The sequence below is a fragment of the Sandaracinobacter sp. genome (genome assembly GCF_041909755.1).
Taxonomy (GTDB): domain Bacteria; phylum Pseudomonadota; class Alphaproteobacteria; order Sphingomonadales; family Sphingomonadaceae; genus Sandaracinobacteroides.
The window spans coordinates 12,808-24,063 of the sequence record NZ_JAYRCW010000037.1; the positions used below are offsets into that span (position 1 = coordinate 12,808).

General features: G+C 68.2%; 11 protein-coding genes and 1 pseudogene. 8 read left to right on the top strand and 4 right to left on the bottom strand.

Translation table 11 applies throughout. The annotated features are described in order from the left end of the window. Both msrP and ACE3O8_RS06920 read right to left on the bottom strand, forming a co-directional pair. On the bottom strand, positions 1 to 782 hold a 782-nt coding region (gene msrP / locus ACE3O8_RS06915), incomplete at its 3' end, for a protein-methionine-sulfoxide reductase catalytic subunit MsrP (protein WP_374388141.1). 95 nt (positions 783 to 877) lie between these two features. Further along, the gene (locus ACE3O8_RS06920; protein ID WP_374388143.1) at positions 878 to 2,080 is read right to left on the bottom strand and encodes a pyridoxal phosphate-dependent aminotransferase; all 1,203 of its coding nucleotides are present in this window, start codon (positions 2,078 to 2,080) and stop codon (positions 878 to 880) included. Positions 2,081 to 2,301: 221 nt separating this feature from the next. Here ACE3O8_RS06920 and ACE3O8_RS06925 point away from each other — a divergent pair, with 221 nt between their 5' ends. After that, entirely contained in the window at positions 2,302 to 2,877 is a 576-nt protein-coding gene (locus ACE3O8_RS06925; protein ID WP_374388145.1) for a PEPxxWA-CTERM sorting domain-containing protein, read from the top strand. On the opposite strand, the gene pabB is transcribed toward ACE3O8_RS06925, so the two are convergent. Beyond that, complete coding sequence (gene pabB, locus ACE3O8_RS06930; protein ID WP_374388147.1) at positions 2,869 to 4,617, bottom strand: aminodeoxychorismate synthase component I; 1,749 nt, start codon at positions 4,615 to 4,617, stop codon at positions 2,869 to 2,871. The two genes, ACE3O8_RS06925 and pabB, sit on opposite strands and share 9 nt — an antisense overlap. Positions 4,618 to 4,748: 131 nt before the next feature. Between pabB and ACE3O8_RS06935 the strand changes: the two genes are divergently transcribed. Then, positions 4,749 to 5,588 (top strand): mechanosensitive ion channel family protein, encoded by an 840-nt coding sequence (locus ACE3O8_RS06935; RefSeq protein WP_374388149.1) that lies wholly within the window; start codon positions 4,749 to 4,751, stop codon positions 5,586 to 5,588. 8 nt (positions 5,589 to 5,596) lie between these two features. Here ACE3O8_RS06935 and ACE3O8_RS06940 read toward each other — a convergent pair whose 3' ends face one another. Continuing rightward, positions 5,597 to 6,235: a GAP family protein gene (locus tag ACE3O8_RS06940; RefSeq protein ID WP_374388151.1), complete on the bottom strand. Its 639-nt coding sequence runs from the start codon at positions 6,233 to 6,235 to the stop codon at positions 5,597 to 5,599. Positions 6,236 to 6,365: 130 nt separating this feature from the next. Between ACE3O8_RS06940 and ahcY the strand changes: the two genes are divergently transcribed. From ahcY to ACE3O8_RS06970, 6 genes and pseudogenes are all read left to right on the top strand, one after another. After that, a complete protein-coding gene (ahcY, locus tag ACE3O8_RS06945) occupies positions 6,366 to 7,769 on the top strand; it encodes an adenosylhomocysteinase (RefSeq protein WP_374388153.1) in 1,404 nt (467 codons plus the stop codon). 1 nt (position 7,770) lies between these two features. Further along, on the top strand, positions 7,771 to 8,211 hold the full coding sequence (tsaE, locus tag ACE3O8_RS06950) for a tRNA (adenosine(37)-N6)-threonylcarbamoyltransferase complex ATPase subunit type 1 TsaE (RefSeq protein ID WP_374388155.1): 441 nt from the start codon (positions 7,771 to 7,773) through the stop codon (positions 8,209 to 8,211). Positions 8,212 to 8,232: 21 nt separating this feature from the next. Next, positions 8,233 to 9,054 (top strand): hypothetical protein, encoded by an 822-nt coding sequence (locus ACE3O8_RS06955; RefSeq protein WP_374388157.1) that lies wholly within the window; start codon positions 8,233 to 8,235, stop codon positions 9,052 to 9,054. Continuing rightward, positions 9,051 to 10,016 (top strand): aminoglycoside phosphotransferase family protein, encoded by a 966-nt coding sequence (locus ACE3O8_RS06960; protein WP_374388159.1) that lies wholly within the window; start codon positions 9,051 to 9,053, stop codon positions 10,014 to 10,016. The genes ACE3O8_RS06955 and ACE3O8_RS06960 overlap by 4 nt, the downstream gene beginning before the upstream one ends. Before the next feature lie 20 nt (positions 10,017 to 10,036). Then, a complete protein-coding gene (locus tag ACE3O8_RS06965; RefSeq protein ID WP_374388161.1) occupies positions 10,037 to 10,732 on the top strand; it encodes a nucleotidyltransferase family protein in 696 nt (231 codons plus the stop codon). Positions 10,733 to 10,853: 121 nt separating this feature from the next. Next, positions 10,854 to 11,256, top strand: a pseudogene (locus ACE3O8_RS06970) (double-strand break repair protein AddB); the annotation flags it as partial.

The window sequence follows — 11,256 nt, forward strand, 5'->3', positions numbered from 1 at the left end:
TAGAAGCCATATTCCGAAGGCTGGCTCTGGTTCCAGCTGGTCAGCGGCTGGCGCTCCACCAGGTCGATCGCCACGATCGACTTGGCCGACTTGAAGCCATATTTCCACGGCACCACCAGCCGGATGGGCGCGCCGTTCTGGTTCGGCAGGCGCCGGCCATACAGGCCCACCGCCAGCATCGTCAGCGGATGCATCGCCTCGTCCAGCCGCAGCCCCTCGCGATAGGGCCAGTCCAGCGCGGGCAGCGAAAGGCCCGGCATCTGCTTCGGATCGGCCAGCGTGGTGAAGCGCACATATTTCGCGCTGCCCATCGGCTCCACCGCCTTCAGCAGCCCGGCCAGCGGAAAGCCCACCCACGGGATCACCATGGACCAGCCCTCCACGCAGCGCATGCGATACACCCGCTCCTCCAGCGACAGCCGCGCGATCCACTGATCCACGTCCAGCATCAACGGCTTGTGGACCAGTCCGCCCACCCGCACCGTCCAGGGCGAAGGCCGCAGGCTTCCAGCGCGCTCCGAAGGGTCGGACTTGTCCAGCCCGAACTCATAGAAATTGTTGTAGCCCGTCACCGCCTTCAGCGGCGTCGGCTCGTCACCGGCCGCAATCGTCCGCCGCGATTTCAGCGGGGCCAGCTGCGCCGGGTCCGTCCCGGCCAGCAGCGGCGGGGCCAGCCCCGCCAGTCCCATCCCGGCAACGATCTGCCGCCGGTTCAGCCACAGGGATTCGGGCGTCGCCTCCCGTTCGGCGATCAGCCAGTCTGGCGTCGGGTGATAGCGCATGGCGCCACCCTATAGCCCATTGCTGAACGCCAGGTGTAGCCTCAGGAAACCGCCCGCATTTCTTCCGGATCTGATGCGGCCGTCGCCACGCCCGGTCAGGAAACGGCGGCGCAGGCCCGCTGGATCCGCTGGCAGGCGTCCGTCAGCGCCTCGGTGGAGGTGGCATAGCTGATGCGGAAGGCGGGGCTCAGGCCGAAGGCCGCGCCATGCACCACCGCGACGCCCTCCGTCTCCAGGAAATAGGCCGCCACATCCTCGTCCGTAGCCAGCACCACCCCCTTGGGCGTGGTCTTGCCGATCAGCCCGGAACAGTCCGGATAGACATAGAAGGCGCCTTCGGGCCGCGGGCAGGACAGGCCCGCCGCCTGGTTCAGCATGGAAACCACCAGGTCGCGCCGGTCCTGGAAGGCCTTGTTGCGCGGCTTCATGAAATCCAGCGATCCCATCAGCGCCGCCGTCGCCGCCGCCTGCGCAACAGAGCAGGGGTTGGAGGTGGACTGCGACTGGATCTTCGCCATCGCCTTGATGATGGGCGCCGGCCCGCCCGCGAACCCGATGCGCCAGCCGGTCATCGCATAGGCCTTGCTGGTGCCGTTCACTGTCAGCGTGCGCTCATACAGGCGCGGCTCGATCTCGGCGATGGTGCGGAACCGGAAATCGTCGAACACGATATGCTCGTACATGTCGTCGGTCAGCACATAGACATGCGGATGCCCCAGCAGCACATCGGCCAGCGCGCGCAGTTCGGCTTCGCTATAGGCCGCGCCCGTGGGGTTGGAGGGCGAGTTCAGGATCAGCCACTTGGTCGCGGGCGTGATCGCCCGGTCCAGCTGCTCGGGCGTCAGCTTGAAGCCCTGCTCAAGCCCGCACTTCACGATCACCGGCGTCGCGCCGCAGAACTGCACGATATCGGGATAGCTCACCCAATAGGGGGCCGGGATCACCACTTCGTCGCCGGGGTCCAGCGTCGCGACCATCGCGTTGAAGATCGTCTGCTTGCCGCCGACGTTCACGCTGATCTGGTCCAGCGCATAGTCCAGATTGTTGTCGCGCCGGAACTTGTGCTGCACCGCCTTCTTCAGGGCAGGCGTGCCGTCGACGGCGGTATATTTCGTCTGCCCCTGGCGGATCGCCTCGATCGCGGCCTCTTTCACGAAGTCCGGTGTGTCGAAATCCGGCTCGCCCGCGCCAAGGCCGATGATGTCCCGCCCCTGCGCCTTCAGTTCGGCCGCCTTGTTGGTGACGGCGATCGTGGGGGAGGGGGCGATCCGGTTGATGGCGGCGGAAAGCAGGGGCATCTTGTCGAGTCCTCGGGCCAGGAAAAGTCAGGCGGTGCAGTAGAGTTTGAAGCCGCGCTTGCCAAGGCGGCAGCGTCATGCCCGGCCCATTTCCCGGGTGGACGATCGGGCCTGCCATGTTGAAGGTCGTTAACAGTCTGGAATCCGGCGATCTGCTACAGCCGCCCTGCAATCGAGGCTCGTGCACATCGTGCGGGTCCAAGAAACGCAAGGGTCGGACTATGAAATTCTTCGCAGCAATTCTGCTGGCTTCCGCCGCCATGCCGGCGATGGCCGCCACCAATCTCGTCAGCAATCCCAGCTTCGAAACCGGCTTTTCCAGCTGGCAGCAGTTCGGGAACACCAACTTCACCGGCACCACCGGCTCCACGCTGGGCCAGTCGCCCACGGATGGCGTCCGCCAGGCCTATTTCGGCGCGGTCAACAACTCCGGCGGCATCTTCCAGAACATCGCGACGGTGGCGGGTGAAACCTATCGCGTGTCGTTCGACATGTACGCTGCATCCGGCGGGCAGCAGTTCCGCGCGGACTTCGCCGGGCAGACGCTGGTGAACAGCAGCTACAGCTCGGGCCTCGGCTATTCCAGCTTCGTCTACGACATCGTCGCGTCGGCCGCGAATTCGCAGCTGCGCTTCCGCATGCAGCACAACCCGTCCTATTATCTGCTCGACAATGTCCGGGTGGAGCATCTGGAGCCGACGGATCCGGTGCCCGAGCCCGCGACCTGGGCGATGCTGATCGCGGGCTTCGGCCTCGTCGGCGCGTCGCTGCGCCGCCGGACCGCCGTTTCAGCCTGATCGCGCCTCCGTCAGCACGGCCGGGAGGAGGCCGCGCAGGCTGTTGCCGACAAGGAAACCCCGGCCGAGGTCGTCGATCGACAGATCGGCTTCCTCGGCCGATCCATTTGCGATCAGCTCCGCGCGAAGCACGCCGGGCAACAACCCCCGCGCCAGCGGCGGTGTCAGCAACCGGCCGCCCTGTTCCACGAACAGGCTGGTGAAGCTTCCCTCGGTCAGCAGCCCGTCGGGCCGCACGAACAGGCATTCGAAGGCCCCGGTCGTTCGGCGCGCCTCGTCATAAAAGGCGCGGTCGCCGCTCTTGTGCGCCAGCCGCCAGTCGTCCGCCCGCACGGGCAGGGGCGTCACCGCCACCGCCACCGGCCCCACGGGCACAGGCGGCATGGGGGACAGCTGAATCGCGACATGCCCGCCGGCCTCCAGCAGCATCCGCACACGTCGCGGCCCGGCTGAAGCCAGCGCCATCAGCTGCGCCTCCGCCGCCTCCCGGTCGAACCGGAATCCGAAGCGCCGCGCGGAAGCCTCCAGCCGGTCCATATGCCGCGCCAGCCGGGGAATGCCGATGGTCTCCAGCCGCATCGTCTCGATCAGGCTGCGCGGCGCGGACGGCCTCAGGAAGCGCGCCTTCGCCAGGCATTCCGCCCATTCCGCCTCGGGCACGCTGTCGGCCACGATGCCCGCGCCCAGCCCCAGCCGCGCCGACCGCCCCTCCACCTCCAGCGTGCGGATGGCAACCGCGAAGCGGGCGCAGTGCCCGTCCGGCCCGATCCAGCCCAGGCTGCCGGTGTAGAGCCCGCGCGGGTGCGGCTCCAGCGCGCTGATGATCTCCATCGCCCGGATCTTCGGCGCGCCGGTGATCGATCCGCAGGGGTGCAGCGCCGCCAGCACGTCCACCGCCGTCTGCTCCGGGCGCAGCGCGGCCGTCACCGTGGAGGTCATCTGGTGCAGGCTGGGATAGGTCTCGATCTCGAACAGGCGCGGCACCTTCACCGTGCCCGGCACCGCCACCCGCGACAGGTCGTTGCGGATCAGGTCGGTGATCATCAGATTTTCCGCCCGGTTCTTCGGGTCTGCCGCCAGCGCCTCGGCCGCCGCCCGGTCGTCCGCGCCGGTCGCGGCGCGCGGGGCCGTCCCCTTCATCGGCCGCCCCGTCAGCCGCCCGTCCGCCAGCGCGAAGAACAGCTCCGGCGACAGGCTCAGCCACCAGCGCCCGCCGCCCGCATGCACGATCCCGCCCAGCGGCGCGGCCTCGGGCGTGAACAGCCGCGCGAACAGCGCCAGCGGATGCCCCGCCAGCGGCACCCGTGCCGGAAAGGTGAGGTTCGCCTGATAGATGTCGCCGCCGGCTATGAAGTCCTGCGCCTGCCGCACCGCCGCCAGCCAGTCCTCGCGATCCACCATCGGCTCCGGCGCGCCGGCCATCGCCCGCCCCCGGAACGGGGTCAGCAGCTCTTCCAGCGCCGCCCGGTCCAGCAGCCGGCACGCCCGGTGCCGGGTGAACCGAACCCAGCCCGGCCCGCGCGGCAGCCCCGCCGTCCGGCGCTCCAGCGCATGCCCCGCCTCATAGGAAAGCGCCCCCACCGCCCAGTCGCCCGCCGCTGCCCATTGCCGCAGCCTGTCCAGCGCCGCCGCCACGTCGGTCGTTTCCAGCAGCTCCGCCTGCCCGGTGAACAGCCGCGCGGCATGGGCATCCGAATCCCACAACAGGGCAAAGGGCAGGGCAGGGTCGAAGTCGGCCATGGCCGCGCGCACCTAGCCGAAGATGGCGCAGATGAAAATTCGCGCACCACGGACGGGATTGCGCGAAATGGCACAATCCGGCAGCCTCATCCGGGGCATCAGGCGATGCCGATGACAGTTGGGGGATCAGGATGGAAGCCGATATCGTCAGCCTGTGGGACCGCACCGCACCGATCCTGCTCGATGCAGGTCTCAAGATCGCGGCGGCCTTCGCGCTCTACATGGTGGGCCGCTGGCTGATCAGCTTCGCCATCGGCCTCCTCTCCCGCATCCTCACCGCGCGCAATTTCGATGCGACCCTCCAGCGCTACATCGCCAACATCCTGGGCGTCGTCCTCAACATCCTGCTCGTCGTCGCCATCCTCGGCTTCTTCGGCCTTCAGACCACCAGTTTCGCAGCCCTCCTCGCCGGCGTCGGCCTCGCGATCGGCGCGGCCTGGTCGGGCCTGCTCGGCAATTTCGCCGCCGGGGCATTCCTCATCATCTTCCGCCCCTACAAGGTGGGGGATTATGTGGTCGCGGGCGGCGTAGAGGGCACCGTGATGGAAATCGGCATGTTCAACACGGTCATCACCACGCCCGACAATGTGATGACGGTGGTCGGCAACGGGAAGGTCTCGGGCGATGTCATCCGCAACTTCAGCGCCAATCCGCACCGCCGGGTCGAACGCCAGGCCCAGCTCGCCTTCGGGGTGGACCCGCTCGCCGCCATCGGGAAGCTGATGCCCGCCCTCGCCGCCATCCCCAATGTGCTGACGGATCCCGCGCCCACGGTCGAAATTCTCGATTTCAACGAACTCGGCACGCTGCTGTGCGTCCGCCCGCACTGCCACACGGATCACTACTGGCAGGTCTATTTCGATACCAACAAGGCGATCGCGGCCACCTTCGCCGCCGCCGGCTACCCGCCCCCCTTCGTGGTGGAGCGCGAAGAGATCATGCCGATCGGACGCCACGCCGCAAAGGGCTGAACGCCGGTTCAGCCCAGCAGCAGCTTCAGCCCGATCAGCGCCAGCACGCCGCCCACCACAAGGCCGTTGTTGGCGACCAGCCAGTCCCGCGCCCGGCCCAGCGGCCGCAGCGCCGCCTCGCCCAGCAGCAGATGCGCCAGCAACGGCAGCGCCACGGTCGCCGAGGCAGCCGCCGCAAACAGCAGCGCAGACCCGGCAAGTCCCGATCCCACGGCCAGCCCCGCCTCCAGCGCCAGCGCGCCCGCCGCCAGCGCCAGCAGCAGCACCTTCGGGTTGGCGAGCGACAGCATCAGCCCCAGCCGGGCGGCAGCGGCCGGCGTGGCGGTCTCGATGCCCCGCATCCAGCCGGGCGTCTCCGCCGCCTTTCCGCGCGCCAGCAGGTTCCGCGCCCCCAGCCCGATCAGCAGCACCCCCAGCCCCCGTTTCACCCAGGGCAGCGCCGGCCCGGGGGACCAGTCCGCCAGCCAGGCGCCTGCCAGCGCCGCCAGCAGGAAGCCCGCCGCGATACCCAGCAGCCATCCGGCCAGGAAGGCGCCGGCGCCCGCCCTCGGCCGTGGCGTGAACAGGAACAGGATCGCGGGAATGATGCCGAAGGGCGAAGCCGCGATCGCCAGCGCCGCGGGGGCCATTGCCAGTGCCAGATCCATCGCACGAGCCTAGGGGGCAAGGCCCGCGCGGGCAATCGCCGCCCGCCACATAAAGACTTAAAGAAAGTTGCAAGTGTTTTGCCGAGCCGCTATGCCGGCGCCATATTTCCCCGTTTCAGGAGCATCGCCCGTGGCGACCAATTCCGCATTCACCGACTATGTGATCGCAGACATCGGCCTGGCCGATTTCGGCCGCAAGGAAATCGCCATCGCCGAAACCGAAATGCCGGGCCTGATGGCGCTGCGCGCGGAATTCGGCGCGTCGAAGCCGCTGAAGGGTGCGCGCATCACCGGTTCGCTGCACATGACGATCCAGACGGCGGTTCTGATCGAAACGCTGGCGGAACTCGGCGCGGACATCCGCTGGGCTTCGTGCAACATCTTCTCCACCCAGGATCATGCCGCCGCCGCCATCGCCGCGCGCGGGATCCCGGTGTTCGCCGTCAAGGGCGAAACGCTGGAAGAATATTGGGATTATGTGATCCGCATCTTCGACTGGGGCGACACCACCTGCAACATGATCCTGGATGACGGCGGCGACGCCACCATGTTCGCGCTGTGGGGTGCCCGCGTCGAAGCCGGGGAAGAGCTGTTCAAGCCCGGCAACGAGGAAGAGGAGATTTTCGTCGCCACCCTCCGGCGCTTCCTCGCCGAACGCCCCGGCTACCTCACGAAGACGGTCGCCGCCATCAAGGGCGTGTCCGAGGAAACCACCACGGGCGTTCACCGCCTCTATGAGCTGGCGAAGAAGGGCAAGCTGCCCTTCCCGGCGATCAACGTGAACGACAGCGTCACCAAGTCGAAGTTCGACAATCTCTATGGCTGCAAGGAATCGCTCGTCGATGCGATCCGCCGCGCGACAGACGTGATGCTGGCGGGCAAGGTCGCCTGTGTCGCGGGCTTCGGCGATGTGGGCAAGGGCTCGGCGGCCTCGCTCCGCAACGGCGGCGCGCGCGTGCTGATCACCGAAATCGATCCGATCTGCGCGCTCCAGGCCGCGATGGAAGGCTATGAAGTCGTCACCATGGAAGACGCCGTCACCCGTGCGGACATCTTCGTGACGGCGACAGGGAACGAGGATGTGATCACCGTCGATCACATGCGCGCGATGAAGAACATGGCGATCGTGTGCAACATCGGCCACTTCGACAGCGAGATCCAGATCGCCGGCCTCGCCAACATGAAGTGGACCGAGGTGAAGCCGCAGGTCGACGAGGTGGAATTCCCCGACGGCAAGAAGATCCTGGTGCTGGCGAAGGGCCGGCTGGTGAACCTGGGCTGCGCCACCGGCCACCCCAGCTTCGTCATGTCCTCCAGCTTCACCAACCAGGTGCTGGCCCAGATCGAGCTTTGGACCAAGGCGGACCAGTACAGCCTCGGCGTGCATGTGCTGCCCAAGCATCTGGATGAAAAGGTCGCGGCCCTGCACCTCGAAAAGCTGGGCGTGAAGCTCACGACGCTCACGCCGAAGCAGGCCGCCTATATCGGCGTCACGCCGCAAGGCCCGTTCAAGCCGGATCATTACCGCTACTGACATGGCACTGACGCTGGACGAAGCCGGGCTCCGCACCATCGGCGCCCGGCTTGCGCCCCTTTTGCGCGCGGGCGACGTGATTGCCCTGTCCGGCGATCTGGGCGCGGGAAAGACGACGCTTGCCCGCGCCATCCTCGAAGGGCTGGGGCATCGGGGCGAAGTACCCAGCCCCACCTTCACGCTGGTGCAGACCTATGCGGATCTCGATCCGCCCGTCGCCCATGCCGATCTCTACCGGCTGTCGTCCGCGGCAGAGGCGGAGCCGCTCGCGCTCGACGACTGGCTGCTGGATGGCGCGCTGATCCTGGAATGGCCCGAACGGCTGGGCGACACCATCTGGCCGGATCGGCTGTGGCTCAGGCTGGAGGGCGCCGGCGGCCCGGACAGGCGCTTGACTTGGGACGCGCCCGCCGCTTGGGAAGGCCGATGGCCGTTCGCGTGATTCCGCCGGGTTTCTTCCTGAATGCCGTTCGGCGCAGTTCCTGAAGTCCTGCTCGATGTGGCGCTGGCGCTGCTGTGGATCGGCGGCGGCATCCTGCTCGCGCTCGCCGTTCCGGCGGTCGTGCGCCGCCTCATCCGGCCGGACGCCAGCGAAGCCGGGCCAGACGGCTATCGCCATTCGCTCGCCACGCGGGATCTCAGCCAGACGGTCGGCTTCCGGGTGGCCGCTCTCTACGGGGTGATCCTGGCGCTGGTCTATGCTCAGGAACTCAGCGGCTTCAACGATGTGCGCAGCGGCTTCGCCGAGGAAGCCGTCCGCGTGGCCGATGTGTGGCATGATGCCGGCCGCCACGGCGGCCCTTCGGCGCCGGTCATCCGGACGGCCATGCGGGACTATGTCGAAATCGTCTCCGGGCCGGAATGGGAACTGCTGGGCACCGAGCGCCGGTTGAGCGGCGATGGGTGGGCGGCGCGGGACCGGGCGTATCAGGCAGTGCTGAACCTTCAGCCCGCCAACCTCAGGGAAGCCCGCCTGCGCGACCAGATGCTCGACCGGCTCACGGATATCGCGCGGTTCCGCCAGCTCAGGGGGGAAGTCGCGCACACGCGCTCCGGCGGCGTGTTCTGGATTCCGGCCATTGCAGGGCTGGCGCTGGTGTCGATCCCCTTCTTCGTGTTCGCCCCCACGCGCGCGAACCGCCTCCTGATCTCCAGCTTCGGCGCATTTTCGGGCCTGATCCTGTTCCTGATCGCGGCCTTCTCGAACCCATTCTCCCATCCGTTCCGCGTGGCGCCCGATCCGTTCACCACGCTGCTCGCCACCGACTTGAAGGCTGCTCCATGATTCCGCGCGACGGCGCCAGAGACTTCCTGACAAAGGCGGGATGGGGCGCGGCAGCGGTGGAACCGCTCGCCGGAGACGCCAGCTTCCGCCGCTATTTCCGGGTGGAGGAGCCGGCCCGCCGCGCCGTGCTGATGGATGCCCCGCCGGCCCATGAGGATGTGAAGCCCTTCCTGTCCGTCGCGGACCTGCTGGTGGACGCGGGATTCTCCGCGCCGCAGATCCTTGCCCGCGATCTCGATCGCGGATTCCTCCTGATCGAGGATTTCGGGGACAGGCTGGTCGGTCCCGTCCTGAAGACGGAGCCGCATCTGGAAGCGCCGGTCTATGCGCAGGCGGTCGATCTGCTGGCGGCGCTGCACGGCGCGGCGCAGCCCTCCGCCCTCCCGCCCTACGACAGGGCCGTCCTCGCCCGCGAAGTGATGCTCTTCCCGGACTGGTATGCGAAGGCCGCCGGAATCCCGGTGGACGATGAAGCCTATCTTGCCGCCTGGGATGCGGTGTGGGGCGGGGTGCTGGCCGAAACGGCGCGCAACCCGGTTGTCACCTTGCGCGACTATCACGCCGAAAATCTGATGCTGCTGGATCGGCCGGGCGTGAAGGGATTGGGGCTGCTGGACTTTCAGGACGCGCTGGCGGGCCACCCGGCCTATGATCTGGTGTCGCTGCTGCAGGATGCCCGGCGCGATGTTTCGCCCGAACTGGAACAGGCGATGCTGGACCGGTTCGATTCCGGCGCCGGATTCCGCGCCGCCTATGAGGTGCTGGGCGCGCAGCGCAATGTGAAGATCCTGGGTATCTTCGTGCGCCTGCGCGACCGCGACGGCCGGCAGGGCTATGTCGAGCGCCTGCCGCGCGTCTGGTCCTATCTTGATCGCAACCTCGCCCATCCGGCGCTCGCGCCGGTGAAACAGTGGTTCGATGCCCATGTCCCGCTTGCGCTGCGGGCGGCGTGGTGCCGGTGACGGCGGTTCCCGCATCCGCGATGGTGCTGGCCGCAGGGCTCGGCAAGCGCATGCGTCCGCTGACGGCGACGCGCCCGAAGCCGCTGGTGGAGGTGGCGGGCCGCACCCTGCTCGATCGCGCGATGGGCACGCTGAAGGCCGGTGGTGTGACCCGCTTTGTCGTCAACGTGCATTACATGGCCGACAGGATCGAGGCGCATCTGGCGGCGCGCGGCATGGATCAGGAGGCGCGGATTTCCGACGAGCGGGATCTTCTGCTGGAAACGGGCGGCGGCATCGCGAAGGCGTTGCCGCTGATCGACGCGGATCCGTTCCTGTCGATCAACGCCGACAATATCTGGGTGGACGGCCCCGTCGGCGCGGCCCGGCTGCTGGCGAACCGCTGGGATCCGGCGCAGATGGATGCGCTGCTGCTGCTGGTGCCGCTGGCCCGCGCCAACTGCCATGGCGGGCCGGGCGATTTTCACATGGATCCGCTGGGCCGCGTGTCGCGCCGCAGGCCGGGCCGGGTCGCCCCTTTCGTCTATACCGGCCTGCAGATGCTGTCGAAATCCCTGTTCGACGGGGTCGCGGTCGAGCCCTTCTCCATGAACCGCCTGTGGGACAAGGCCGCCGCCGATGGCCGCCTCTATGGCGTGGTGCACCAGGGCCTGTGGTTCGATGTCGGCACCGCCGCCGCCGTGAAGGAAACGGAGATGCTGCTTGGCGTCCTCTGACGCCGAAACAGGGAAGGCGTCCTCTGACGCCGAAACAGGGAAGGCGTCCTCTGACGCCGAAACCGGAAAGGCGTCCTCCGACGCCGAATCAGAAATGGCGCCCTCCGGCGCCGGGCCTCGCATGGCCTCCTCGTCCGCACGGGGCAGCCTGTTCACCATCCCCGCGCATCGCCCTTTCGCGGATGATCTCGCCGCCGGGCTTCTCGCCCGCTATCCCGATCCGCTCGAACTCGCGCGGGTGCTGCTGCTGCTGCCCACGCGCCGCTCGATCCGCGCCCTGACCGAGGCGTTCGTCCGCGAAAGCGAAGGCCAGGCGCTGCTCCTGCCCCGCATGGTCCCCGCCGGAGACATGGACCCGGACGAGGTCGAGGGCTGGGAAGCCGGGCCGATGCTTGCCGGGCTGGATGGCCCCGGCGAGGCCCACCCGCCCATCGCCCCCGAAGCCCGGCGCGTCGCGCTGGCAAAGCTGCTCGCGGCCTCCCGTCCCGCCCCCGAAGCTCTCGCGCTGGCGGGCCAGCTTGCCG

What these genes read in the sequence shown, in the direction of transcription:
- pabB (WP_374388147.1), bottom strand. Translation starts at nt 4,617, where the DNA reads ATGGCCGACTTCGACCCTGCCCTGCCCTTTGCCCTGTTGTGGGATTCG.
- ACE3O8_RS06925 (WP_374388145.1), top strand. Translation starts at nt 2,302, where the DNA reads ATGAAATTCTTCGCAGCAATTCTGCTGGCTTCCGCCGCCATGCCGGCG.
- ACE3O8_RS06920 (WP_374388143.1), bottom strand. Translation starts at nt 2,080, where the DNA reads ATGCCCCTGCTTTCCGCCGCCATCAACCGGATCGCCCCCTCCCCCACG.
- ACE3O8_RS06935 (WP_374388149.1), top strand. Translation starts at nt 4,749, where the DNA reads ATGGAAGCCGATATCGTCAGCCTGTGGGACCGCACCGCACCGATCCTG.
- tsaE (WP_374388155.1), top strand. Translation starts at nt 7,771, where the DNA reads ATGGCACTGACGCTGGACGAAGCCGGGCTCCGCACCATCGGCGCCCGG.
- ACE3O8_RS06960 (WP_374388159.1), top strand. Translation starts at nt 9,051, where the DNA reads ATGATTCCGCGCGACGGCGCCAGAGACTTCCTGACAAAGGCGGGATGG.
- ACE3O8_RS06965 (WP_374388161.1), top strand. Translation starts at nt 10,037, where the DNA reads ATGGTGCTGGCCGCAGGGCTCGGCAAGCGCATGCGTCCGCTGACGGCG.
- ACE3O8_RS06955 (WP_374388157.1), top strand. Translation starts at nt 8,233, where the DNA reads ATGCCGTTCGGCGCAGTTCCTGAAGTCCTGCTCGATGTGGCGCTGGCG.
- ACE3O8_RS06940 (WP_374388151.1), bottom strand. Translation starts at nt 6,235, where the DNA reads ATGGATCTGGCACTGGCAATGGCCCCCGCGGCGCTGGCGATCGCGGCT.